Genomic DNA, 23,046 nt, shown 5'->3' with positions numbered 1-23,046 from the left:
CGTCCCTGCGGCCACAGCGCGCAGCCACGCGGACACCTGGCGGGCCTCATCGGTGAGCAGACACGGATCGGCGAAGGACCAGCTTCCCTCAGGAGGATGATGTGACACAACGTGGTGCCCGATGGAGCATGCGCGGCGGGCAAGTCCAGTTCGAGGGATGGCTATGAGATCGTTCTCCGTCCAAGGGCGTGAGTTCATGGCTCTGGTGATCCTGAGTGATTACAACGACTACGAGTCGATGGAAGTCGTCGAGATGATTGACGGGAAGCGGGGAGACCTCCTGCTGGAGTTCCGCATGGACGACAACTCGGCCAGACTGAGCTACGTCCGCCCGGAGATCGACATTCCTCTGCTCAGGGCTTCCCTGGACGTGTTCCGGGAGGAGTTCGTGGACCCGAGGAAGGCGAGTGGCGCGCCGTGCCCACCCTGGTGACAGGGCCTGACATGGGGCGCTGACAGCCCCTTGCGAACGAAGGTGAAACGACGGCTCCCCCGTGGGTTCATCCGGGGGGCCTCACAATCTGGACCGCTCGACTATGACAGCGCCGACACTCGCCCGGCGCTGCTCCTTCGGGCGGCACTGCCGCTCCCCTACCACCTGAGGACACCACAACGTTTACACGGAATTCTGGGTCGCCTTCGGCACTGGAGTCGTTGACCTCATCGCACTGATCACCAGCTCAGCCGGCGCCGCCAAAGCCCGCGTCAAGACCATAGAAGACGCCTACATCGCACGCTACTGGCAAATCCTCGACCGCTTCCCTGTCCCGGCCCTCGTCGCCGATGACGGCACAGCATGCAGCGACGAGGAACTCCGGCGCGGCGTTGGGGTCGGCAGGGTCGATGGTTTGTCACCCGCCCAGTGGCAGCGGCTGGAGGGGGAGCTGAAGCGGGGAAGCGCGTGGAGTTGCTGATTGGCCGGCTGTTCCACGTCGGCTACGCCGTCCAAGTGTGTGGCGGCTGCTGCGGCGGCATGGCTGGGGTTGCCCGGTGCCGGCCCGTCGGGTGCTGGAACGCGACGAGGCGGTGATCGAGGTGCGGAAGCCCGAGGTGTGGCCGCGGGTACAAGTCCGCGCACAACCTTGGCGCCAACGCCACCCCCGGGCCCATGAGTCCGACCAGTAGCTTTCCGCCAAGGCCCAGAGACACCTCCCCTCGGCGTGATGTCCCTCGGCGCCGCTGCGATGAGGCCGTAGACACGCTGCCCGCGGACTCAGCAGCAGCCGCCCGGCGGCATTCCCAGCCCCGGGCCCGGGCGCCCAACTCGTACCCGAACGACTCTTAAGGCTTGCGCTCACGTCGCGTCACCCATAGAGTCTTAAGAGTCACATTCTGCTAGGGTTCGCGGAGGACCTTCACGACGGCCGCCGCTCCTCGCCTTTGGAGAGCCGTATCGATGAGCACCGAGATCAAAATCAGCGAGTACACCCGGGCCGCCGACCAGGCCCTCACTCAGACCCGTGCCTGGGAGACCCTGGCGACGTACGCCACCCAGACCCCGGACCTCGCCGACGCCCTGGCGGCCATCGACCTCACGGATCTCGACGGTTCCCTCGACGGCACCGCCATCGAGCTCGGCCTGAGCGAAGCGCGCAAGGAGTTCGAGCGCAACCAGGCTCTGGCGGAGGTCGAGACGCGCCGCATGAAAACCGGCGTCGCTCCAAATGCCCGCTGTACGTGCGGTCACCTCGGCCCCGTCCACGCCCGCCGGGTCGTCGGCGGCCGACTCCCCTGCGGAATCGCCGGCTGCCGCTGCGAAGACCTCACCTTCGGCTCCTGAGCACCGAACTACGAACGTGAAGGAGGCGGGACCGTCATGACGAACAGCCTGGTGCGGACGATCGCACGCGAGGATGCACTGGGGGGGGGGCGGGAATGCCCGCCGACGAGCGGACCACCTGCTACGCCCACAAGGCCTGGGCCTTCGAGTACACCGACCAGCACCTGCCGCTTACCGCTGGGCGAGTGCTCGCGGCGCTGCGCGAGGTCGACCGCGTCCGGTGGCACGCTGCCGGGGCCAGGCGCCGGCCGTAGCGGACCAGCGCTCGGCCAGGCCGGTCCCCGCCCTGCCGGCGGAAGCGTTCAGCCGGGGCCCCAGCCGGCCACCAGACCGAGTCGGCCTCGGCCCCGCCGGGAACGAAGCACCCACAGTCTGTCGTATCGTCGACCCGACGCAAGCTATAAGAGACAGGATTGTTAGAGATGAGTAGCACGGACGACGTAGACGTTATCGACCTGACCAAGCGGACAGAACCGCTGAGCCTGAGCGAGATCAGTCGAGCGCTAGGGCTGAAGTCGCGCACAGCCGCGCAAAAGTGGCACAAGCCGCCGGCGCAGAAGGCTATGGAGGGCAAGGCGCCGGCCAACGAGCCAGCTCTGCACGTGGTTGCCGAAGCGCTGGGGATCGACCTAGGCAACGACATCCTGGTGACCTCAACGCCGCGTTTCCCGGTGAAGGTCGTTCTGGCTCTAGGCAAAGCCCTGGGCTACCTCGACCACACCGGTCACATCGTCGAGGAGATCGCGAGCAAGGGCCGCGGCCGCTGGCTACCGGTCGCCCCGACGATCGACCCTGCTTCGGGCCGGCGCCGGGTTTACACCAACCACCTGGCCGCGAAGCTGGGCGTCAAGAACTCGTCGATCGAAATGGCTCTCCACAGGGGTCACTTCACAGCCTCGGACGGGACAGATGAGATCGGCCGCGTTTTCTGGTGGGTGCCAACCGCCAACAAGATCCTCAAGGACAAGAACATCGCGGACCGGTTCTGAGTACCAGCTCGAGCGCGCTTCAACCTGCGGTGGAGAGGGGGCCGGAAGCAGGCATTCGGCGCTCGGAGTGACTGGCCTGGCTGCCCGGGCCGGGGTCAGCGCAACCTACCGTCCTCCGCGAACCACCGGGGTACACCTTCCCCTCGGCCGGAGGTGAATCAGGCGGACGCCCGTCCCAGAGCACCCTGGGACGGGCGCCGGTGTTTCGCCAGAGGTCGTCACAGCGCCGTACCGTTCACCGCGAGGAGTGAACATGCTCCCGCTTGCGGGGCCATGGTTCCCGAACGCCAGCCCTATCCTCCCGTCCCGTAGCACACTGACGCCCCAACGTCCGTGCTACACCGAGGGAGATGTTCGAATGATGAGGCCGACCACCACGTCTGAACGACGGACGGGCCGTTGCCAGTGCGGCGACATCGCTTACGAGGTGGCCGGCGCCCCGCACGACCCCCACCTGTGTTCCTGCCAGCACTGCACGCGTATCTCCGGCTCGCCAGCGGTGGCGTGGGTCGGATTCCGCGTCGAGGACCTGACCTGGACGGGCCCCGCCGGCGAGCCGACCTGGTTCGCGACCTGGCCAACCCTGCGCCGCGGCTTCTGCCCGCGCTGCGTTATGCAAGCAGAATGTGTGTCCATGTGTCTCGTGTCTCAAGCCGTGCACGTGACCGGCATCGTGTACGGGAAGATCACAAATACACGGGCCAAGCCCCTCGAAGCTCTGCGCCAGGGGCGGGGGCTATTAGCAAGTCGCAGGACTCGAACACACGACAGAGGCAGTCACCCACCTGGTACTACAGCCGTGGTTCGCGATCTCGCTTGTCGCGGGTGGCGTAGTGGCAGCGTTGCGCGCGGGCCTGGTCGGCTCGGCGCCAACGTGACTGGATGATCACAGTCTCGACGAGCGGCGGCCTGCCCTGCACACGCGCCCCAAGCAGGAGCCGCTGTTCACCATCCGGCGGGGCTGGGCCCCGGTGCTGGCCCGACTGCGGAGCGCACCGGCGGGCGAGCCGCCGTTGACCGCGACCGCCCGCCACCTCAAGGGCATCCCGAAGTCGATCCCCTCCGACCTGCTGATGGGACTGCTCGACCAGGCGGCGACACCGCTCGGCCGCCTGGTGGTGGTCCTCGCCGCCGTTCACGCGCTGCCCGGCAAGGAGATCCGGACCCTGCACACCACGGGCCTGGATCTCTCCCGGGGAACGCTCGAAGTTCGGCGCGGTCTGCTGCGGCACACCCTGTCCCCGGTCTTGAAGATGGCTCCCGAGTAGGCCGGGGGGCAGCGGCGCGGCCTGCGCCCGGGAGGCCGCGGTCAGCATCTGCAGGGCTCCGGCCTGCTGGGATACTGTCACGGGCGTCTGGGACGGCGAGGTCTGGGCCTGGGACGACGAAGCGGCCAGGATGGCGGCGGAGGGCCACCGCTGTAGCGAGAGCGGTGCGCTTGAGGGTGAGACGAGATGCCACCGCAGGTGCTCTTCGGATGAAGGCGAGATGATTTTCGGGCGCGGGGCGGCCCGGATCGCCTAACGAATACAGATCGGTGGAGACACGGACGAAACTCCCCATACGGGTGTGGGGCGTTGACTGTGGGCACCTCGGCTGGCGCAACCGGCGCGTTGCTGCGTCGTTTACTTCTCGGGTGTAGTCGGCACTGGTGGCAGGACTGTGTCCTTGGGTGATGTTGTCGTGCTGACCTGCCACAGGCAGGAAGATCGAGGAGTCCCGTGCGCTGTTCCACCCTGTTCAAGGTTCCGATCACCGCGCACCTGATGGGCGACTGCCCCACCGGCACCGCCCCCGACCGGCATGTCGCCGATCCCTACCACCGCGTACACGGCTACCCCACCCTCCACATCACCGACGCCTCCCTCATTCCGGGCAACCTCGGCCTCAACCCCTCGCTGACGATCACCGCCATGGCAGAACGGGCCCTCGCCGCCTGGCCCCCCACCGGCGCCCCCGATCCACGTCCCCACCAGGACGAGCCCTACCGCCCGCTGCACCTCATGAAAGCGTCCGCATGCCGCACCCACTCATCTTCCGCATTGGCCGCACCCGCCTGTTCACCGCCCTCGCCCCCCGCCTGCTCCCCGCATACGACCTCGCCGTACACCGACTCACCGGCGGACGGCTGCTCCCCAGCAGCCTGCTCATCGACACCGTCATCCTGATCACCACCGGACACCGAACCGGCCAACAGCGCGCCACCCCCCTGTGCGCCCACCACGGTAGGGACGGCAGCTGGCTCGTCGTCGCCAGCAACTTCGGCCAACCCCACCACCCCGCCTGGAGCACCAACCTCCTCCACACCCCCACCGCCCGTCTCACCCACCAGAACCGCACCATCACCGTCACCGCACGACAGCTCACCGAGGAAGACAAAACGCTCCTCCGGAACCGCATCCTCACCACGGTGCCGATCTACGACACTTACGCAGCACGAGCCCGCCCCCACCGCGATATCCGCGTCTTCCACCTCGCCCCCCACCCATGACCGCCAACGGCACCGCAGGCCGACGGCAGGCTCCCCGGGGCCACCACCTTCGTCCAAGGCCGCAGCATGAGCGTCTTCGACCCCGCCCGCGGTGCGGAGCGCGGTTGGTCGGTGCCCAACAACGGCGGCGATGAGCTCCGTGGTGAGGCACCGCTACAGATCGGGTGGCCGTCGAAACCAGCGACGGCCGACGTAACCATCCTGCGCCAAGAGCACCCCGACTACGCCCCCTCCACGGCTGCGCCACGCTTGCATGCCAGCCCGTGACTGGCGCGCGGCGCCTGCACCAGGACGCGGGTGAAAGGCGGTGTCCCGAACCCTGCGTCCTGGACTATCAGGCCGTCATGTTCTCAGCTCACATCCGCCTTGAGGACCAGGGAGAGCCCCGGCGTCGCGGTACGCATGACAGACCGCTCAGGGTCGCGTGTGGAGGATGACGCGGCAGCCTTGGCCTGGGTAGATCTCCGAGCCCGATCGGTGCTTGACCTCCTCGTCTCGGCGTGAGGCCGGCTCGAGGCTGCCCCGGCGAGCAAGGGTGTGCATGAGCTCCCGGGCCTGGACGAGAGCAAGTTGGGTGGCGACGCAACCGTGCGGCCCGGTCCCGAAGGGCAGCCAGGTGCCGCGGGCCGGAGGGTCCTCCAAGAACCGTTCGGGGCGGAAGGTCTCGGGATCAGAGTGGAGATCGGGGCGGTGGTGCAGACCCCAGATGCTCAGCACGACCCACGTGCCGGCCGGTACCCGGTAGCCTCCGACATCACAGGGCTGGTGAAGATAGAAGGGGGTCGTGGGGATCGGCGGACGCAGCCGCAGAGCCTCGTTGATGACGGCGTCCGTGTAGGGCGTCGGGTTTCCGTCCTGGGAGGCCCCCTCCGCGGAAACTTTGGCCCATGCGTCCGGGTGCCGGAGCGCACGTTCCACGGCCCAGGCTGCGGCGAGGCTCGCGGACTGACCACCAATCAGGTACAGGGTGACCTGGTCGATCACCACGTCCTGCGTCATGATCCCTTCCTTCGACGCCAGCATCTGCCCCAGCGTGTCGTCGCCCGGTACACCCGCGCGATGCCGACGGGCGATCTCCCCCCTGATGAGCCCGCTCAGTTTCTGACGTGCCCAGCGCGCCGGCGGATAGGGAAGGGGAAAGCCCACGGCATGAGACGCAGCCAACGGGTTGGCCGCTTTCCTCCGCACGCGCTGGACAGCGTCGCTCCACACACGCAGTTCACCAGGATCGTCAATGCTCACGCACGAGGCAATGTTGGCTTGCAAGACAGCCCTGTCCAGCAAAGGCAGGAGAGGAAACGGCACACCGTCGGGGCAGGAAGCCGCCATCTCCCGGGCCGCTACCGCGATGCTGTTCCGGCAGCGGCCAAGGGCCTGGCCACGCACGCTGGCCGCGAACACGCGACGCACAGCACGATGCTGCTCTCCATTGAGCTGCAGCAACAGCGTCGACGCACCGACGGCACGTCCGATGCATCGCCCCATCGCACTCGTCTCAACCCCTGGGCTGCGAAGGACGTGTGCCATGTGCTGCGGATCGCGCAGCCACACGATGCGGCCCGGGCCCGGAGCCCAATCAGGGACGACCTCCCCATGCCGGGCGAAACGGCGCTCCATGTACCGCGGCCCGACAAGCAAGTGCCCAAGGGCAGCCGGAAATGCGGAAGGAGACGGCAGCGGCTGGATCAGCAATTGGGACAAGTCGGCTCCTCGCAGGCATGAACGGTAAGGCCGCTGAGCAGCAACGCGTCAGTGGCGGGACAGGCTGCAGGACTGCACGCCGAGCGCAGGCGTGGTGCACATCCTCGGCTCCAAGTCCGTCCTCTCCGCATGCCGGAACCGGCCCTGTCCGATTCCATAACGACGTCGGGGGTGAGATCGACACGGCCCTCCGCTGCCAAGGGCGTGGCCGAAGAGGGTCGGTTGGGAAGAACGTTCGCTGCCGCCGCGCGGCCCGAAGACGATTCTTCAGCGGGTGCCCCAAGGCGGCAGCTCAGGCTTTCGAAGCACGCATTTGGATGGCGGCGAGGCGGGCTGGATTGCAGCGGGAGCGTTCCGAGGTGCTGGCGGCCGCCGCCAGCACCCGCTCGCGGTCCGGCGTGCACAGCACGGTGAACGCGTTGTGGTTGCAGGTCAGAAAGGCCGGACCCGGTGGGGTGAGATGCCGTGCCCATTCCGCCTCGTGATCGTTAGGCCATTCGGTCGCGGTCGGTTCAGGTGTACGGGGGGAAGACGGGCGTGGCAGTCAAGGATGTGCACCATGCCTACCGGCGGCGCGTGGTCTTGCAAGGCGTTGATCTGCGGCTGCAGGCCGGGACACTGTGCGGGATCGTCGGAGAGAACGGCGCCGGCAAGTCCACGCTGCTGAAGATCCTTACTGGTGAGCTGCGGCCCACGCGCGGCTCCGTCCGTCACGGCGACCGGTTCGGGTACTGCCCGCAGCACGTGGTCCTCAATGACGCGCTGACCGTCCGGCAGCACCTGACGTTCTTCCAGACGGCGTACCGCCTGGCCGATGTGCGGTACGCAGAGGAGATCATGGAGGTGCTGGGCTACACCGGGTACGCCGATGAGCGGGCCGGGGTGCTCAGCGGCGGCACGCGGCAGAAGCTGAACGTGACGCTGGCGCTCATGCACCAGGGACTACGCCATCCACTTGTCGAGCGAGGCCAGCATCCGGTTCCAGGTGACGACCTCGATCCGTTCGTCGGGGTCCGCCGCGAAGAGTCGGGCTTGCTTGAGAGCACGCAGGTCCGCTCCGGTCATCTCCCAGATCGTCTTGCTGCCCCTGCCTTCGTGGAGGAATCGGCAGACGAGCGTCAGATCCGAGCAGTACGCCTGTTAACCGTTGGCCGAACGCACACCCCAACTCGGCAGGTCTCGGATCATCCGATTCAGATCCAAGTCGTAGGAGCCGTCCGGCCCGAGGATGAATCGCTGCCCCTCCTCCACACCGGCCCGGTGCAGAACCCCGGCTGCGTCGGCGCGGTCCACGGCTGCCAGACCCACAACGGTGCGATGCCTGTCAACCACCGCCTCGGCGACTGCTTCCTCCACGGCGTGGGACAAGCCGCTCTCCTGACTTCCGGTGAGACACGTAGAGAGACCGCATAAGTTCGCGATCTCTGAGACACCTCATCATGCCGAGATAAGCTGCGGGACGCACCTCGCATCTGTCGCCGACGGATCAGAAATGATCATGGTGACGATCTTCAGCCTCGCCGAGTCGACCGGCCTGAATCCCGTAGGGCACAGCTTCCGCGATGCCGCCGTGCCATGGATGGCCGTCACGCTGCCCCTCGACCCGCTCGGCAAGTAGCGCCGCAGGGAGCCGGCGCCGGCGGATGACCATCCCCTCCGGCGCGATCGCGAACATCACTTGACCGTCTATGCGGCACGCAGAGATAAGCGCCTCGCTGTCGGACCGCATGCAAGATTCCAGTGGGCGAGGCTGTGACCTGAGCGCTGAAATCTTCCGCGCGGCGGTTCATGACGCGCCGGGCGCACTGGTTGCTTCAGTGTCCGATTTGGCTGCCCGATTCTGCCGAGCCCTGCCGTGGAAGCGCTGGGGTCAGCGTTTGACGCGGTTGCGGACGGCCAGGACCGCCAGGCCCAACAGGGCTGGCTCGGTCACGCGGGACGCCATCTCGATGTAGGTGCCGGCGGTGGTCAGGTCCTGGCCGGAGGAGCGGAACACCACCGAGTTGAGAGTGACGTTCAGGGCCTTCTCGAAGCGCTCGCCGGTGAACCTTTTCCCTGTGGGGTTTTGGGGATCAGCCTTGTCGATCTCGAATGTGACCCTGCCGCCGCCGGACGGCACAGTGCCGGTCGCCTCCTGCTTCGGGGAGTCCTTCGGGAGCCCGAAGCCCATCAGCAGCATGATGGTGATGAGCATGGCGGCAGCGAGCCAGCCCAGGGCCCGGGAGGCGCGCAGGCCGTAGCCGGACAGCATCCAGTAGCCGTGCAGCAGTCCGCGTTCGGCGGGGGAGGTGCCGGTGCGGTCGTGGCGGCGCATCTCCATCTCGCCGTAGTAGAAATCCGCCGCCCCCGGCTCGTCCTTGCTATCCTCGAACGCCTTGCGCAGCGCCCGGTACACCGGCGCCAGCTGCGCCGGTCCGACGCGTCGGGCGTCGAACACCGCCACGTTCCAGCCCCGGACTGCTGTCGGCCGGCTCGCGCGCCAGTGGTGTTCTTCGGCGAGAGTGCGGCGCTGGGTGAACCGTACGGGGTGCCGGCGCATCGTGTTGAGCGGGACCTTGTCGAAGGAGCAGGTGCCCTCCAGCCGCAGCTGGTCCAGGTGCACGGTCCCGGTGAACAGGCAGCCCGACAGGTCGACGCCGGCGAGGACCAGGTGGGCCGCGTCCACGCCACGCAGCGAGGCCATGCGCACCGTGGCGTCGGGTGCGCTGGCAAGAGGCTGCTCTGCCACCGGCCTTCCGTTGGGGAGCACGAAGGGGTCGGCCTCCGCGGCTATCGTGAGGGGGTACTCGACGCTTCACGCGGTATGTCCCGCCGCCGTGCCCGGTGGCGCCCAGGATCGCGCGGACCGTCCACCGTCGCTTCCCGCGCCCGTCGCGAGCGATGACCCCCGACGGGGTGTCGCTGCCGTCAACATAGACAGGCGTGCGCCCGTCCTCGCCGGCCTGTCCGAACCGGTACCGCTCCGTCGTCGTGGTCATCGCACGCGCTCTTCCGATGTGGGGTGTTGGGAGTCCCCGGCGGGTGTCGGCGGCCCGGAGCGCCGTGCGGCTCTAGCCGTGGTCAGTCACGCCCGGCCCGTCGCTGCGCGCACCGAGGCCGGCCAACTTCGCCGCGATCAGATGAGGTCGGGGATAGCCCGCCATCACAAGGCGCCGGTCGAATTGGCTGCCGTTGAACGTCGCGGCGAACATCAGGGATCCGGTGATCAAAGTGACCGGCGTTCAGCGCACCGCTGACGGTGGTGAGCTCATTGCCATGGGGTGCCAGGAGCTCCCTTGTGGCCTGGAGCCGCACAGCGCCTCCAAGAGCGGCCTTCGAGGGCGCCGACGAACACGGCACCCCTCTGGCGGACTGGCTGCGCTCACGGAAGGTGGAAGAAGTCGACGTGGTGGGCATCGCCACCGACCACTGCGTGCGCGCGACCGCCCTGGACGCCGTCAAGGCCGGATTCCGTGCCCGCGTGCTCCTGGACTACTCGGTCGGCGTCGCCCCGGACACCACAGCGTCGACTCTGGAGGACTTCCGCCGGGCAGGCGTGGCCGTCTCCGGCCAGGCACCGGTCCCGCAGTAGCAGCCGGAAGCCGCGCCCCCAACGGGGTATGAAACCAACGGGCTCCCAGGATTGCCTGAAGGGGGCGCGGGAGCCCGTCTGGCGAGCTGCGATACGCGCGCCACCGCCGGCGGCCGCACCACTGACCCGGGCCCATCAGTCATCCGTCCCCTTCGCCCGGTCCTGGAGAAGCCTCCGCATCCCCACGACCGGTCCGGGCCGGCCACGCAACACGCCCGACGGCCCGGCCTGGTGGCCGCCCGCGTCGATGTGAGCGGCCGGTGCCATCTGAGCGTGACACCGGCCGCTCACCTCGGTCACCTGAGTCCGAAGGCCCGAGTGATGGTCTGGGTGATGCCGCCGCCGTTGTGCTGCTCGGCCACCACCCGGATGGAGACGTACCCGGTGCGCGGGGCCGCCTTCAGTGACGTGTGCCAGGTCCCGTTCTTCTCCCGCAGGGCCTGATGCCGCCAGGTCGCCCCGTCGTCGTAGGACACCTCCAGCTCGAGCGAGGAGACCGCGTCCCGGGGGGAGCCGCCGCCGAGCACGGTCGGGGTGACGGAGAAGGGTGATGTGCGTCGGGCGCGTCCTGCCGGGTCCAGGTCGGCTGCGTAGTCGAGTTGCACCAGCGGGACGGGCTTGTTCTCCGCGGCGCCGGAGATGAAGCGCCACTCCGTGTGGGTGGTGGTGGAATAGCGGAGCGAGTCGCTGTTGCCCGCCGTGTCGACAACAAGCCGGTAGGGAAGGTTCTGCGGTTCCAGGTCACCCACTCCAAACTCGGGCCGTGGCCCGCTCTGTGCCAGGAGCCTGTCTCCCTGATGGAGCGAGAAGCTGCGCGACATCAGGAAGCTGTCGCCGCTGTGGGCGGATCCCCCGTCTCCGAAGCCCGCGATCATCCCGCCCATACCGTTGCCGACCCGGTGCGGGACCTCGAAGCTGACCATGCGCGGCCTGATGACGGGCCCGAACCAGCGCTCGTTGTGCACACTGCGGGGCTGATAGCCGACCACGTCGGTGAACGTGGACCAGCCGTCGACGGACGCGTACTGCTGCCATTTGACGCCGTTCCCGGCAGACACCCAGTCGGTACGGTGCCCCGGCGCGACCGGCTCCTTCGGGAACGGAGGCACGCGCGTCATCCCATAGCCGGCGTAAGGGTAGGCGGCAGGCCAGTGCTCATACGACGGGCTGTCTTCCCTGCTCTCCCTGATCTGCATACCGGCGGGCGGGGCGAAGTCGTTCTCGATACGGGCGAGGCTGCCGGGATCCGTGGCCGCGGAGGGGTCCTCGGGCACACCTCCCCGGTGATAGTCGGCCAGGTCGTACAGGTAGCGCGGGGTGGGATGGGCTTCGACCGCCAGCTTTGTCCGGCTCTTCGCCGCGGTCGTGATCCTCTTGATGAGGTCCTCGCCCTCGTCCATCGTGAGCGAGGCGACCGGAAGGGAGCCGGCTGTTGTGCCGTCCGGCTCGCCGTACCAGGCGCTCTTGCGCCCGACGCCGTCGTTGACCACCAGGAGCATCGCCGCCCCGGCGCCGCGTGCCGCGGCTGCCTGCTCCCTCGGTGTCACGGTTGCGCTGCCGCGGACGACCACGGCCCTGCCGCGGGCGGCCAGGCCGGCGTACGCGGCCTCTTCGCCAAAGCCGGCGAACACGGCGTCGACATGCGTGGTTCCGTCACGGAACGGCGCCGATCCGGGCTGCACCAGCAGCGTGTCGTCGAGATGGTGTCCGCCGTAGGTGATCTTCAGCGGGGTCTGCTTGGCACGAATGCGGGTGGTGAAGACGAAGCTGCCCTTCTTCACCCTGCTCTTCGTCGGCAGCGCCCACAGGCTGTCGTACTGGTCGGACGGCATGAGGATCTGGTGCAGCGCCCGCTCATCGTCGGGAGTGGGCTCACTGGAGGTGAAGGAGCGGTAGAGGTCGAGCCTGCTGGCGGTGACGGCCGCGGGCTCAGGGGTGTCCACCTTGACCCGGCGGGCGCGCGACGCGTCCAGTTCCACCACACGGTCGGTCGTGAGGTCGACTTCGGGAGCGGTCAGCACCGCGTATCCGAGAGAGTGCGGACCGCGGCGTCCTTCCACGTCGAGGACCGAGACCACGGTGTAGGAGCCGGGAGCCCAACGGCTGGTCAGCGTCCCGTTCCTGACCCACATGACGGTGGTCTGTCCGTCGCTGCCGGTGATCTCGACCTCGCCGTCGACGGGCCTTCCGGCCCGGTCCTTCACGTGGATCGTCAGGTTGTGCCTCTCGGACTCCACGGAGAGCCCCGCGACCGTGTGCACGGCCCCGAAGGCGGAACGGGCGGTGACCTGGGCGGCGTACTGGCCCGGGGCGAGCCCTTCCGGTCTGGCCACGAGGCCGACCGTCGAGACTCCCCGTGCCGGTACGGTGACGCTGTCGGCCGCCGGCGTGAAGACCCCCGCGGGCGAGGCACCACGGTCGACCGACAGCCGCAAGGTGACAGGACGGTCCGTCGTGTTGGTGTAGGAGATCTTCCGCTTGACCGGCTGCCGTTGCCCGCCGGGCGCGTAGCGCACCAGCCCCGCGTCCACCGATCCGCTCGCGATCACCTGGCCCCCGAGAGACGCGGAGCCGATGTCGAGGCGACCGCTGCCGGCCTCGTAAGGGGTGTACGCGGGGGTTGGCGCACTGGTGCTCATCAGCGCGTCCTTGACCTGGCGTCCGGTCCACCCCGGGTGCTGCTGGACCAGCACAGCCGCCGCCCCGGCGACATGGGGAGCGGCCATGGAGGTGCCGCTGTCCGAACGGTAATAGCCTTCCCCGCCCCCGTTCATGTGCTGGGAGCGCGCGGCGAGTACGTCCACACCGGGAGCGGTCAGATCGGGCTTGAGGCCTTCGTCCATGAAGCGCGGCCCGACGCTGGAGAACGGTGCGAGCCGGTCGGAGGAGTCGACGGCACCCACGGTCAGCGCGGCGTCCGCGGTGCCCGGCGCGCTCACACTGTGCGGGCTGCTCCCGGAGTTTCCGGCGGCGACGACGAAGAGCGCACCCGTCTCGGCACTGAGCCGGTTGAGGGCCTCGCTGAGCGGATCATCCTGGGTGTGCCAGGCGGGTACACCCAGACTCATGTTGATCACCTTGGCGTGCTCGGTCCGCGCCGCCCACTCCATTCCGGCGATGATCCCCGATATCGCACCTGATCCGTTGTCACCGAGGACCTTGGCCACGACCAGGTCCGCATCCGGAGCAACGCCCCGTTCCCTCCCGTGGGAGGCTGCGCCGGTCCCACCGACGGTGGACGCGGTGTGCGTGCCGTGGCCGTTGCGGTCGATGACGTCTTCGTCCGCGACGAAACTGCGCGAGGCCACGATGCGCGGGGCGAGGTCCGGGTGCGTGAGGTCCGCCCCGGAGTCCAGCACCGCGACCCGTACACCTGCGCCTGTAGCCCCCGCCGCCCAGGCCCGAGGGGCGCCGACTTGCGCCGTGGTGTCGGCCAGGGTTGCCGTCGCTCTCACGTCGAGCCACACCTCGTCGATACCGGCTGCGAAGGACGGGACGCCCTCGGCGTCCGTGGTGGTCCCCGCGCCGGCCCGGGAACCCGGCTGCCCGCCGGTCAGAGTGGACCAGAAGGCGGCGGCCTTCGACCGCTGGGTCCGAACAGCTGCTCCGCGGACGGACGGAAGGCTCAGCACCTGCTTCGTTCCCGGCAGCGCAGTGCCGAGGGATGAGCGGGAGGAACCTTGGGAAGCACCGTGACCTGGGGGAGCGGCGTGCTGGGAGCGGATGACGAGCAGGGGGAGGCGACTCGCGTGTGCGTCGTCATAGCGGTGGGACACCAACTGGGTGATGTTGAACAGCTGCTTGTCGAGCCGTCCTGCCGCGACGTAGGCCATGGCCTCGTCGGGATAGACATAGGTGTCTTTGCCCTCGGTGACCACCCGCACCGACCCCCGCGCTCCCGGCGCGCGTTCCACATTCACCAACGGAGCCGCCTGAGGGCCGTCCTGAGTGAATGTCACCTTGTCACCGGTGATCAGCGTCACCGCGATGGGCTCTCGCCGATCGCTGCCGTCGCTGCCGTCGCTGCCAGAAGCAGCCGCCGCACCGGCGGCAGGACCCGCGTGAGCGGCCACCGGGGTGACCAGCGCGGCGACAAGCGCAGCGGCAACTGCCATTGCCGGTCTTCGGGTTGCGGACTGCACCGTGCCTCCAGAACAGTAGATTGACCGAATCCGATCATCTCCGGCGGCACAATGTAAGTACTTGACATGGCAAGCGAACTGCTTTACGGGTCAAACGGGTTCCTGTCCTGAGCGGGCCATGGACGTGTTGTGGCAGCTCCAGGGCGAACCGACTCATTCCAGGGGCCTGGTGGTACCCGGACCCCGGCCAGGTGGACATGTTCCGCAAGGGGGTGGCAGTCGAGGGGAGCGGCCGTGAACTGCCCTCCGTCGTCGAGGACTTGGGGAAGACGGGATACGACAGCTGCGGGGACGTGATGAAACGCCCCTCACGCGGCTACCCGACGAGCCACCCCCGTACGAACCCGCTGTGAAGCGCGACGCCTGACGGAAGCCGCACCGTTGACGCGCGTAGTACTTGGGCTCAGGCTGGGTCGACGGCCGCGCGTGAGCGGTGGACGCACCGACGACCCGGAGGTCTGGATGTTCAGACGGTTCGCACGCCTCTGCACTGTGATTGTCATGTTCGCGTCAGGATTGGTGGTGGGTGTGGGCGCCACCGCGGGCACCGCACACGCCGACGAGTGCTACACCTGGAGCCGCCCCCTTTCCCAGGGCACCTCCGGAAGCGACGTCACCCAGTTGCAGATCCGGGTCGCGGGCTGGGTCACGTCCGGGGAGCGCCTCTCCTACGACGGCCAGTACGGCGCCCGCACGGCCGCCGCCGTGCGCACGTTCCAGTCCGCGTACGGCCTCGCCGCCGACGGGGTCGCGGGGCCGGCGACCTTCAGCAAGCTCTACGCGCTGCAGGACGCGGACTGCACGCCGATCCACTTCTCCTACGCCGAACTCAACCGCTGCAACTCCGACTGGTCGGGCGGTGCCGTCCCAGCGGGCACCGCCAAGGCGAACGCGCTGAAGACCATGTGGAAACTGGAGGCGATGCGTCACACGCTCGGGGACGTCCCGCTCACCGTCTCCAGCGGCTTCCGCTCCCACGCCTGCAACAGCGCCGTCGGTGGCTCCTCCACCAGCCGCCACCTGTACGGCGACGCCGCCGATCTGACCGGCGCGCCCACCCTCTGCCGCCTCGCCCAGCAGGCCCGCACGCACGGCTTCTCGGAGATCCTCGGTCCGGGCTACCCCGATCACAACGACCACACCCATGTCGCACTCGACCCTTCCCCGTACTGGTCCGCCCCTACCTGCGGCATCTGAGCCGCGTCGTCGGTGCCGGCGGACGTCAGTGCCCGTGAACGAGGCTTCTCGGGACAACCGTCCGCCGCCGCCGGCCGCACAACCGCCCGCGGCGCCCTGCTGATCACCGGCGCTCCCACACCGCGCTGTCCACGTCCGGCCGGGCAGCACCACCACCGGCACGCATGCCAGCCGTCGAAGGCACCACCACCCGCCCGGCTTCGGCGCACCACAGCGGGTCTGGGAGGATGGCCGGCAGCCGTCCCTGAGCGGATCCCCATAGTGCACGGATCCGGAAAAGCCGCGGGGCGGCGCGAGAACGGGCGGGTACGGGCAGCGCGGCCCGGCGGGCGGGAGAGCGGAGCGGTGCGGCACATGCCGGAGTACCCCGAATACCTCGCCGCGGTCGCGTTCGCCGCGGGTGGCGTCCTCAACGCTCTGCCGGCACCGCACCGGTTCTCCACCGCCGTCCTGTTCAGCCTGGCGGCGACCTCTGCCGGACTCGGCGTGGCCGGTCGCAGTACGGCAGCCCACCCGGCCATCGCCACCGTCCTCGCCGTCGCCGCCCTGCTCCCGGCGCTCGCGCTGGGCCTGCTGCTACTCGCCGACGGCGTCCTCCTCGTCCGGCGCTACGGACCGCAGGCAGCCCTGCTGGCAACGGGAGGCGCCGGCTGCGCGGTGCTGGCGGTGCTCGGCCTCGACGCGGCCTTCCACGCGGTCGGCGGCGAGGCGTTCGGTGCCTTCGTGATCGCGGTCAACGCGGCCGCGGGATACCTCACTCTGCTCTTCCTCGTTTTCGCCGGCTACGTCTTCCTCCGGGGCCGCAGCACCCCCCTGCCGGGAACCACCCACGTCGTCGTCCTGGGCGCCGGCCTCGACGGCGACCGGCCCGGCCCGCTGCTGACCCGCAGGCTGGAGCACGCCCTCGCGATCGACGCCGCCCGGGCACCGGACACGCCTCGTGTCGTGTTCGTCGTCTCGGGCGGCCAAGGCGACGACGAGACCCGCTCCGAGGCGGACGCGATGGCCGACTACGGCCGGGAGTGGTGCCGTCCATGAGGGCCGCGCTGAAGCGGAGGTTCTGGCCGGTGTTGACGGAGCGGTCCTCCCGCGCGATCCGGTCGGCGGGCACTCCGCGTCCGCGCACTCCTGCGCGACGGTTGAGTCATACTCCACGCGTGACTATGCCGACCGGCGCGTGATCCTCTTCGATGACGATCACCACATGTACGTCCTGCAGGATCACGCCTCGGCCGAAGGGTGGTGGGAGATGCCCGACGAGTACGCCTGCGGGTTCGATGCTCTGGCCAGGCCGTTGCGCATGACCGGTGAGCCACATCGAGTCACTCTCGAACTTACGGGCGATGGACCGGCCGAGTCGGACCTGCGCCGTCTCGTCACCAACCACTACCAGCGATTTCTGCATGGGCAGCTATGGGGACGCACCACGGCGGCCGCCTCGTCTGCCTCGCCCGCCTGCCCCTCGGTTCCGGCGTGCCCAGTGCACAGCGGCCGCCAGTCGGCCCCGTGGTGCTCCTGCAGCAGCACGGCCATGCGGCCCGGTTCCGGCTGGGCGGTGCGCTCGGCCCGCAGGCGGGCGGGCCCGCTGCCGCACTGCGGCAGCTCCTCCTCGGCGGGCTGCTCGTCGCCCTGGTCCTTGACTTCGGCGGCAGCGGCGGCGGGGAACTCGGCGAGTAGCTCGGCCTCGGCGTGCGTGCGGATCAGGGCCCATGCCGCGCGAGCGTGAGCGGTCGCGCCCACCTTCGCGCCCGGCTCGCGGTCGTTGAGCACATGGACCACGAACGGCGACTTCCGGCGCCCGTCGCGGTCGACGCGGTACCGGTACCCGTACGCCGTGGTGACGTCGATTGCGTACCCGTCGGCCTCCCCGTGCTGGTACGTCGACTCATCGCACTCCGCGCCTTCCGGGCCCTCCTCGACCTCCGGCACGGCCGCGCACCACCATGCGCAGTAAGACAGGCGCTGCGCCCGCTCGTGAGCGGCCTGAGCGCGCCGTACCTCGGTGGCCGTGTCCATTGCGTCCGAGATCCCGCTGTACCCGCCCACGGCGAGGGCGAGAATTTCGGCGTCCTGCTCGCCGCCGGTCAGCCGGCGGGCCACGTCGTGAGCGTCGGTGTAACGGCCGAGGCACCACCGGTCAGCCTGCCAGGGCGTCCCGTCGTGCTCACCCGTGATCAGGAATCCGTACCGCTTGCCGCACAGGTCGCACTTGCCGCCCCACTCGAGCACGCCCGTCGCAACGGTGTTCGCCGCAATCGGCGTTTCGTCGCTGGCCTGGGCGGCCGCCTGCAGACCCTCCCACGACGCGACCGGCACACGGTCAAGCGGGACCACGCTGCCCGGGATGAACTCCGGGCGCGGCGCGTCGGCTTCCGGCGCCGGGCCCTCTTCGCCCGTGATGTGCCACACCCACAGCGCAAGCGCCGCGTCCAGCGTCGTGCACCAGCCGATACGGCGGCCGCCCCGGTAGATCTCCAGACCCATGCAGTCCTCGCACATGCAGCACGCCGCGTACTTGCCGCGGTGCTGCGTCGCGATCCCCTTGTACGTGCGCCCCCGCCACTGGCCCCACTGCAGCCGGAACGCGGAGCGCTTGGCGTCGGCCAGCTCGGCATCCGTGACCACCTTCACGCGGTCGATGGACTCGCACAGCCACGACTCACGCTCGGTGCCCTCGTGGGCGCCGGCGCGCACCATCCAATTCCCGTTCTTGAACAGGTCGACGACACGGTGCGCGGTCTGCTGCTCGTGGAAGTCCTGAATCACCCACGCCCCCGGCACGACTTCCGGGCGCAGCTTCCCGCCGTACTCCTGCGGCTGCTCGTTCACGTCGTAGCCCCCGGCGCGGACCTCCCAACCGTCCACCGTGCGCGGGTACTTGGGCGCAGCCTCTGCCTCGTCGCTATCCGCCGCCCCCGGGCCGGCCGGGACCTGGAGGGTAGTGACGGGCCCGGCGTCGGCGGCCTCCCGCGCGGTCACGATCGCCTCACACGCGGCCCGCGCGTGCTCGTTCGCCTTGTCAGCGCGCTCGCGGACCTCGGCCACGAACACGCCCGCGTGCTCGGCGGCCTCGGCCGCGTCCAGGGCGTCTACGGCGTGCTCGGACGCCTGCCCGGCCGCCTCCTCGGCCTTGCTCCACTCCCCAGCCTGGGCCGCCTCTACGGCCGTCTTAGCGTCGGTGTGCGCGCATATCTCGGCGTAGCTCGCAGCGTCCAGGGCGAACGCCCCGGCGACCAGCGCGGCACGGTCGGCGCGCTCCTCGACTGCGGCGGCCGCCGCCGCGTCCTGGACCTTCTTGCCTGCCCTGGGCTGCTTTTCGCGCACTGTCGCGCGGGCGGCACGCTTGGCCCGCTCGTCGCCCTCTCGCACGCTTCGGCGAGCAGCTGCTCCACCATGTCTGCGGACGGCCACGGCGCCACCTGCCCGGCGCTCAGAGCGTCCGCGAGCATCTGCCCGGCAAGCTCTGATGCGCGGTCGCACCACTGCTGCCAGTTGAGCTTGCACAGCTTCGGCGACGGGTCACCCCCGGCCAGCCGGCCCACGACGTCCAGCGCGGTGCGCCCGTGGCGACGCTCGCCGTCGAGCATCCAACCGGCCAGGCATCGGCCGCACGTGACGATCTCGCCGCGCTCCCCGTCGGGCCCGACACGGCCACCCGGAAGAACTCTCCGGACCGCTTGCGGCTGCACTTGCCGACGAACGGCGCGGACGTCGCACAGGTGGGCTTCTCGTCCTCGGCCTCGGTGACGACCGCGAGCACCTCGAACGGCCGCTTCGAGAGCGACGTGAGACCGGACGACCACGCACACCACGACCGCGTGTAGAGCGCGTGGTCCACCTGCCGCCGCTGCCATGTCTCCGGCGTCGAACCGTCCATGTCGCCGCCGCGCGCGTGGTCCCAACCCCACCGCGCTTCGACCAGCAGACCGGCCACCCCGAACCGTGAGACGAGCATGACGCCCGCCTCCACCTCGGTGCGCTTCTCGTCGGCCGACCAGTCGACCTCGCCCGTACGGTCGCCGTACCGGGCCCACACGTCGGCGAACCGCGCCCGGGTCTGTGCGTCGCACCGGATACGGCGGAGCAGGGCGGAAAGCGCGCGGTCCTCAAGGTCACCGTTCCACCAGTAGGTGTCCTCCCCGTGCCCGGCCTCCCACAGGTCATCGCTACCCGACCAGCCACAGCGCCGCACCCGGTACACGTAGCCCTCGACCGTCACCAGGTGCCATCCCTCGCCCCCCGCGAACCCGGTAGGCGACAGGGTCTCGCCGGGTTCCAGCGCCCCATCAGGGAAGCCGTGCCCGGCCTTGGCGACCGGAGCCGTCTCCTCGTCGCTGGCCCGGCCCGGCCGTGGACGGGCCGGGCCGAAGAGCGCCAGTTGGGTGGTGTGCGGGGTGATCGGGGGTCATGCTGTCGATGCTCCAGAGATCGAATGTGCAGGAGGGGTACGGGGCGGTGGGCCGCTGGGAAGACCCGGACGATCAGCGCCGTGGAGCAACCGCCGTAGGCGGGGAACGGGGCATGCGAAGCGGGGACAACCCAATTGACTCTTAAGACTATACGTAACCGCGTGGGGTGATGCAAGTTTTAAGAGACGAGTAAGTGGTGTGGTCGGATGCGTACGGCTTGAGCGCCGGAACGAGCGCCGTGCAGAGCGCCGCTGAGCACGGGGTTCCAGCGGGACGAAGAGGCGGCGGCGTCTGCCCGGCACTGCGAGGATCGTCCGCATGGATCGCAGGGACTATCTCGGCCAGTCGATGATGACGCCGCCGTACTGCCGGCGCGTGCCGCCTATCTCATCCGTACGGGCAGCCACACCGGCTTCCGCCGGGCCGTACAGGAAGCGAGCACCCGGTGGGGCGGGATGACCGAACCCATCCTCGCCGTGCCGGACAACGGCGAGGTCCCCGACGAACTGCGCGAGACCGTAGCCGCGGCGAAGGTCGAAGCCGTAGTCAACGTGGACGTCGACGACGCCCTCGCCCAGCGCACGGCTGACGCCCTCGGCCTGCCCTGCGTCCCGATCGCCAAGATCGACCAGGCCGGCTCCGCGAGGTTCACCTGCCACCCGCTGCACGTCAACCTTCCCGTGCAGCCGTCCACCCTGCCGGTCGTCGCCGTGCGCGGCGCCCCGCTGTGGCAAGTCGCCGCTGCCGGCCTTCTCAACGAGGACCAGGCCGAAGAACTGCGGCCCACCACACTCGCCGTCCGCCCTGGCCAGCCTGACGAGTACGGCCGGAACCAGATGTACGGAGCCACCCATCTGCAGAGCACGATCGCGCAGTTTGGCGAGCACCGCAGCAACGCCATCGGGGCACTGCCCGCGGCGGTATGGGTCACCGATCCCGACGACATCGAGGACTGCGTCGCCTTCTGGAACGCCCGCGCGCTACGGCCGGTCAGCCACCCCCAGATGCCCATGCTGCTCCTGCCGACCGGAGAGGTTCAGCACTGGATCGGCCTCGCCCAACAGCTCGCCGGCATGCTCGCCCGACCCGCGGAGTTCGCCCCCGACGTGATGCTGCTCAGCAAGAACGTCCCCCAGGAGCACCTGCACGAGATCGCCGAGATCCTGGAACTCCAGCGCACAGACGCCGAGGTGAAGATCAGCGAACAGTTCCCCACCCCGGAACTGCGGCAGCCACCCTTCACCTACCGGACTGGCCTCGATCCGCGCCCGTGGCTCCTGCGAGACCGCGAGTACGGCTTGCCGACCTCGTTCGACGTGCACGTGTTCACCAGGGACACAAGCACACTCCGGTTCACCTCACCCGTCCACTTCCACACCCAGGGCAGCTGGACGCTGGTCCGGCTGTGGGGCAACCCGCTCGACGGCCTGGCCCGGCGCGACTGCGTCGCCTCGCTCGTCGAGCCGAACGCGCAATGGCGAGGTGACAGCATCCAACTGCACACTCGCGCGCAGAACGAGTACACCTTCGGGCTCACCGTGCCCACCCTCGCCCAGGCGACCGAGGCCGTGCTCGAGGAGGCGAGCGCCCGCCACGCGCTGTCGGACAAGGGCAAGCTCGGGGTCGCGTTGCAGGCTCAGGCTGACATCGCCGCTCTCCTCGAACCGGGCGTGCACGAAGCCGTGATCGCCCTCACGACGCCCCGGTCCAAGGAACTCCTCAGGGAACTGCGGAAGCTCAAGGCCGAAGGGACGGACGACGCCGCGCACCTGGTGGAGCTGGCCTCAACGTGGGGCGGCCGCGCCGAGCGCCGCTACCGCCCCATCACGAAACTGGACCTGCCGCCGCAGCGGGCCTCCGAAGCGGCTGAACGCCTGTGCGAACTCGGCTGGATCGAACGCGGGGTGGAGACCAACTGCGCCCAGTGCGGGGTCCGCACCTTCCACCCCTTCGAGCAGACGCAGCGCCGACCGGTGTGTCCGGGCTGCTCCGCATCATCCCGCTACGAGACCACCGCGGACGGCCTTTCCGTCTTCTACCGGCTCGACAGCTTCGTCGACCGCGCCAGCGACCAGGGTCTTCTTCCTCACCTGCTCGTGATCGCCGCGCTGACGAAGAAGGAGCCGAACTCCTACTTCCTCCCCGGCGTGGACCTGTGCTTCGCCGACCAGTCGCGCGGCGAGGCCGATGTCTTCGGCCTCTACGGCGGGCGCGTGTTGTCGGGCGAGGTCAAGACGTCGGCGTCCCAGTTCACGACCGACCAACTCACCCACGACATCGCGCTGAGCACCCGCCTGGGAACCGACATCCACCTCCTCGCCGCGGTCGACACCGTCCCCGAGGCGATCCGCGAGCAGGCCGGCGAGCTCTGCGCGGACGCCGGGCTGGAGCTCCTTGTCCTCGACGCGAAGGAGCTCCGCCACACCTAGCACCAATACGTCCGGCTCGCAGGGCGCATTGGACGAGCGAAGGCAACGGGCGTGGTGGCGCCGTGTGAGGAACACGCCGTGCGGGCCGCAGGGTAACGGCTCTCGGTGTACGCGGGGGACCCTGCGACCCCCGGCCGGCCGCCTCGCCCGGCCGGTCCGGAGTTGAGGCCGAACACGGGAGCGCCGGCGCCCGCTTCGGGAAAGGGGAGCGTGAGCCCGCAGCATCGGATGAGCCTCAAGAGGCGCTTGGTGTGGGTTCCTCGGGGTCGGGGAACCTGGGGGTGGGCCGGACCTCGGGCCGGCCGAGACGGATGCGCTCGCGCTCGCGGCGATTTCT

General features: G+C 69.4%; 20 protein-coding genes and 4 pseudogenes. 16 read left to right on the top strand and 8 right to left on the bottom strand.

Going from position 1 to position 23,046, the window contains the following annotated elements:
- A pseudogene (locus ACZ5Y0_RS34500) lies at window positions 1-93 on the bottom strand (WapI family immunity protein); the annotation flags it as partial.
- A 64-nt stretch (window positions 94-157) separates the two neighbouring features.
- Between ACZ5Y0_RS34500 and ACZ5Y0_RS34495 the strand changes: the two are divergent.
- The 9 genes from ACZ5Y0_RS34495 to ACZ5Y0_RS34455 all read left to right on the top strand — a co-directional run bounded on the left by ACZ5Y0_RS34495 (window position 158) and on the right by ACZ5Y0_RS34455 (window position 5,260).
- Complete coding sequence (locus tag ACZ5Y0_RS34495) at window positions 158-433, top strand: hypothetical protein (protein ID WP_469132604.1); 276 nt, start codon at window positions 158-160, stop codon at window positions 431-433.
- 518 nt (window positions 434-951) lie between these two features.
- Complete coding sequence (locus ACZ5Y0_RS34490) at window positions 952-1,125, top strand: hypothetical protein (protein WP_469132603.1); 174 nt, start codon at window positions 952-954, stop codon at window positions 1,123-1,125.
- A 271-nt stretch (window positions 1,126-1,396) separates the two neighbouring features.
- A complete protein-coding gene (locus ACZ5Y0_RS34485) occupies window positions 1,397-1,780 on the top strand; it encodes a hypothetical protein (protein ID WP_469132602.1) in 384 nt (127 codons plus the stop codon).
- 95 nt (window positions 1,781-1,875) lie between these two features.
- Window positions 1,876-2,034, top strand: coding sequence for a hypothetical protein (locus tag ACZ5Y0_RS34480; protein ID WP_469132601.1), 159 nt, complete (start codon window positions 1,876-1,878; stop codon window positions 2,032-2,034).
- A gap of 168 nt (window positions 2,035-2,202) precedes the next feature.
- Window positions 2,203-2,769, top strand: a complete 567-nt coding sequence (locus ACZ5Y0_RS34475; RefSeq protein WP_469132600.1) for a hypothetical protein — start codon at window positions 2,203-2,205, stop codon at window positions 2,767-2,769.
- A 253-nt stretch (window positions 2,770-3,022) separates the two neighbouring features.
- Window positions 3,023-3,655: a GFA family protein gene (locus ACZ5Y0_RS34470; protein ID WP_469132599.1), complete on the top strand. Its 633-nt coding sequence runs from the start codon at window positions 3,023-3,025 to the stop codon at window positions 3,653-3,655.
- A 127-nt stretch (window positions 3,656-3,782) separates the two neighbouring features.
- Window positions 3,783-4,037: a hypothetical protein gene (locus ACZ5Y0_RS34465; protein ID WP_469132598.1), complete on the top strand. Its 255-nt coding sequence runs from the start codon at window positions 3,783-3,785 to the stop codon at window positions 4,035-4,037.
- A gap of 498 nt (window positions 4,038-4,535) precedes the next feature.
- Window positions 4,536-4,937 carry a GMC oxidoreductase gene (locus ACZ5Y0_RS34460; protein WP_469132606.1) on the top strand — a complete coding sequence of 134 codons (402 nt, stop codon included), beginning with the start codon at window positions 4,536-4,538 and terminating at the stop codon, window positions 4,935-4,937.
- Complete coding sequence (locus ACZ5Y0_RS34455; protein ID WP_469132605.1) at window positions 4,826-5,260, top strand: nitroreductase/quinone reductase family protein; 435 nt, start codon at window positions 4,826-4,828, stop codon at window positions 5,258-5,260. Before ACZ5Y0_RS34460 ends, ACZ5Y0_RS34455 begins: the two co-directional genes overlap by 112 nt.
- Before the next feature lie 414 nt (window positions 5,261-5,674).
- Here the strand turns inward: ACZ5Y0_RS34455 and ACZ5Y0_RS34450 are convergent, their stop codons facing one another.
- Window positions 5,675-6,961: a cytochrome P450 gene (locus ACZ5Y0_RS34450; RefSeq protein WP_469132597.1), complete on the bottom strand. Its 1,287-nt coding sequence runs from the start codon at window positions 6,959-6,961 to the stop codon at window positions 5,675-5,677.
- Window positions 6,962-7,498: 537 nt separating this feature from the next.
- Between ACZ5Y0_RS34450 and ACZ5Y0_RS34445 the strand changes: the two are divergent.
- A pseudogene (locus tag ACZ5Y0_RS34445) lies at window positions 7,499-7,897 on the top strand (ATP-binding cassette domain-containing protein); the annotation flags it as partial.
- Between the two features lie 556 nt (window positions 7,898-8,453).
- Window positions 8,454-8,579, top strand: coding sequence for a hypothetical protein (locus ACZ5Y0_RS34440; RefSeq protein WP_469132596.1), 126 nt, complete (start codon window positions 8,454-8,456; stop codon window positions 8,577-8,579).
- A 252-nt stretch (window positions 8,580-8,831) separates the two neighbouring features.
- On the opposite strand, the gene ACZ5Y0_RS34435 is transcribed toward ACZ5Y0_RS34440, so the two are convergent.
- Window positions 8,832-9,689, bottom strand: coding sequence for a hypothetical protein (locus ACZ5Y0_RS34435; protein ID WP_469132595.1), 858 nt, complete (start codon window positions 9,687-9,689; stop codon window positions 8,832-8,834).
- A 364-nt stretch (window positions 9,690-10,053) separates the two neighbouring features.
- Window positions 10,054-10,252, bottom strand: a pseudogene (locus ACZ5Y0_RS34430) (ABC transporter permease); the annotation flags it as partial.
- A 16-nt stretch (window positions 10,253-10,268) separates the two neighbouring features.
- Here ACZ5Y0_RS34430 and ACZ5Y0_RS34425 point away from each other — a divergent pair.
- Window positions 10,269-10,532: pseudogene (locus tag ACZ5Y0_RS34425) on the top strand (isochorismatase family protein); the annotation flags it as partial.
- A gap of 296 nt (window positions 10,533-10,828) precedes the next feature.
- On the opposite strand, the gene ACZ5Y0_RS34420 reads toward ACZ5Y0_RS34425, so the two are convergent.
- Window positions 10,829-14,647, bottom strand: coding sequence for a S8 family serine peptidase (locus tag ACZ5Y0_RS34420; protein ID WP_469132594.1), 3,819 nt, complete (start codon window positions 14,645-14,647; stop codon window positions 10,829-10,831).
- Between the two features lie 224 nt (window positions 14,648-14,871).
- On the opposite strand from ACZ5Y0_RS34420, the gene ACZ5Y0_RS34415 reads away from it, so the two are divergent.
- From ACZ5Y0_RS34415 to ACZ5Y0_RS34405, 3 genes are all read left to right on the top strand, one after another.
- On the top strand, window positions 14,872-15,027 hold the full coding sequence (locus ACZ5Y0_RS34415; RefSeq protein ID WP_469132593.1) for a hypothetical protein: 156 nt from the start codon (window positions 14,872-14,874) through the stop codon (window positions 15,025-15,027).
- 109 nt (window positions 15,028-15,136) lie between these two features.
- Window positions 15,137-15,871 carry a D-Ala-D-Ala carboxypeptidase family metallohydrolase gene (locus tag ACZ5Y0_RS34410; RefSeq protein WP_469132592.1) on the top strand — a complete coding sequence of 245 codons (735 nt, stop codon included), beginning with the start codon at window positions 15,137-15,139 and terminating at the stop codon, window positions 15,869-15,871.
- A 354-nt stretch (window positions 15,872-16,225) separates the two neighbouring features.
- Window positions 16,226-16,909 (top strand): YdcF family protein, encoded by a 684-nt coding sequence (locus ACZ5Y0_RS34405; protein ID WP_469132591.1) that lies wholly within the window; start codon window positions 16,226-16,228, stop codon window positions 16,907-16,909.
- Between the two features lie 106 nt (window positions 16,910-17,015).
- On the opposite strand, the gene ACZ5Y0_RS34400 is transcribed toward ACZ5Y0_RS34405, so the two are convergent.
- The 3 genes from ACZ5Y0_RS34400 to ACZ5Y0_RS34390 form a co-directional block, all read right to left on the bottom strand.
- Window positions 17,016-17,276 carry a hypothetical protein gene (locus ACZ5Y0_RS34400; protein WP_469132590.1) on the bottom strand — a complete coding sequence of 87 codons (261 nt, stop codon included), beginning with the start codon at window positions 17,274-17,276 and terminating at the stop codon, window positions 17,016-17,018.
- Complete coding sequence (locus ACZ5Y0_RS34395) at window positions 17,258-19,240, bottom strand: hypothetical protein (RefSeq protein ID WP_469132589.1); 1,983 nt, start codon at window positions 19,238-19,240, stop codon at window positions 17,258-17,260. The genes ACZ5Y0_RS34400 and ACZ5Y0_RS34395 overlap by 19 nt, the downstream gene beginning before the upstream one ends.
- 61 nt (window positions 19,241-19,301) lie before the next feature.
- A complete protein-coding gene (locus tag ACZ5Y0_RS34390) occupies window positions 19,302-20,090 on the bottom strand; it encodes a hypothetical protein (protein ID WP_469132588.1) in 789 nt (262 codons plus the stop codon).
- Window positions 20,091-20,735: 645 nt separating this feature from the next.
- Between ACZ5Y0_RS34390 and ACZ5Y0_RS34385 the strand changes: the two genes are divergently transcribed.
- On the top strand, window positions 20,736-22,709 hold the full coding sequence (locus tag ACZ5Y0_RS34385; protein WP_469132587.1) for a hypothetical protein: 1,974 nt from the start codon (window positions 20,736-20,738) through the stop codon (window positions 22,707-22,709).
- Window positions 22,710-23,046: the final 337 nt, after the last annotated feature.

This window comes from Streptomyces sp. NPDC033216, from assembly GCF_055577115.1.
Note: the sequence above shows the minus strand (reverse complement) of the source record. Positions and strands in the feature narration are given on the sequence as shown.

What these genes read in the sequence shown, in the direction of transcription:
- ACZ5Y0_RS34495 (WP_469132604.1), top strand. Translation starts at nt 158, where the DNA reads ATGGCTATGAGATCGTTCTCCGTCCAAGGGCGTGAGTTCATGGCTCTG.
- ACZ5Y0_RS34400 (WP_469132590.1), bottom strand. Translation starts at nt 17,276, where the DNA reads ATGCAGAAATCGCTGGTAGTGGTTGGTGACGAGACGGCGCAGGTCCGA.
- ACZ5Y0_RS34460 (WP_469132606.1), top strand. Translation starts at nt 4,536, where the DNA reads ATGGGCGACTGCCCCACCGGCACCGCCCCCGACCGGCATGTCGCCGAT.
- ACZ5Y0_RS34470 (WP_469132599.1), top strand. Translation starts at nt 3,023, where the DNA reads ATGCTCCCGCTTGCGGGGCCATGGTTCCCGAACGCCAGCCCTATCCTC.
- ACZ5Y0_RS34385 (WP_469132587.1), top strand. Translation starts at nt 20,736, where the DNA reads ATGACCGAACCCATCCTCGCCGTGCCGGACAACGGCGAGGTCCCCGAC.
- ACZ5Y0_RS34410 (WP_469132592.1), top strand. Translation starts at nt 15,137, where the DNA reads ATGTTCAGACGGTTCGCACGCCTCTGCACTGTGATTGTCATGTTCGCG.
- ACZ5Y0_RS34475 (WP_469132600.1), top strand. Translation starts at nt 2,203, where the DNA reads ATGAGTAGCACGGACGACGTAGACGTTATCGACCTGACCAAGCGGACA.
- ACZ5Y0_RS34415 (WP_469132593.1), top strand. Translation starts at nt 14,872, where the DNA reads ATGTTCCGCAAGGGGGTGGCAGTCGAGGGGAGCGGCCGTGAACTGCCC.
- ACZ5Y0_RS34440 (WP_469132596.1), top strand. Translation starts at nt 8,454, where the DNA reads ATGATCATGGTGACGATCTTCAGCCTCGCCGAGTCGACCGGCCTGAAT.
- ACZ5Y0_RS34485 (WP_469132602.1), top strand. Translation starts at nt 1,397, where the DNA reads ATGAGCACCGAGATCAAAATCAGCGAGTACACCCGGGCCGCCGACCAG.
- ACZ5Y0_RS34405 (WP_469132591.1), top strand. Translation starts at nt 16,226, where the DNA reads ATGCCGGAGTACCCCGAATACCTCGCCGCGGTCGCGTTCGCCGCGGGT.
- ACZ5Y0_RS34480 (WP_469132601.1), top strand. Translation starts at nt 1,876, where the DNA reads ATGCCCGCCGACGAGCGGACCACCTGCTACGCCCACAAGGCCTGGGCC.
- ACZ5Y0_RS34420 (WP_469132594.1), bottom strand. Translation starts at nt 14,647, where the DNA reads ATGGCAGTTGCCGCTGCGCTTGTCGCCGCGCTGGTCACCCCGGTGGCC.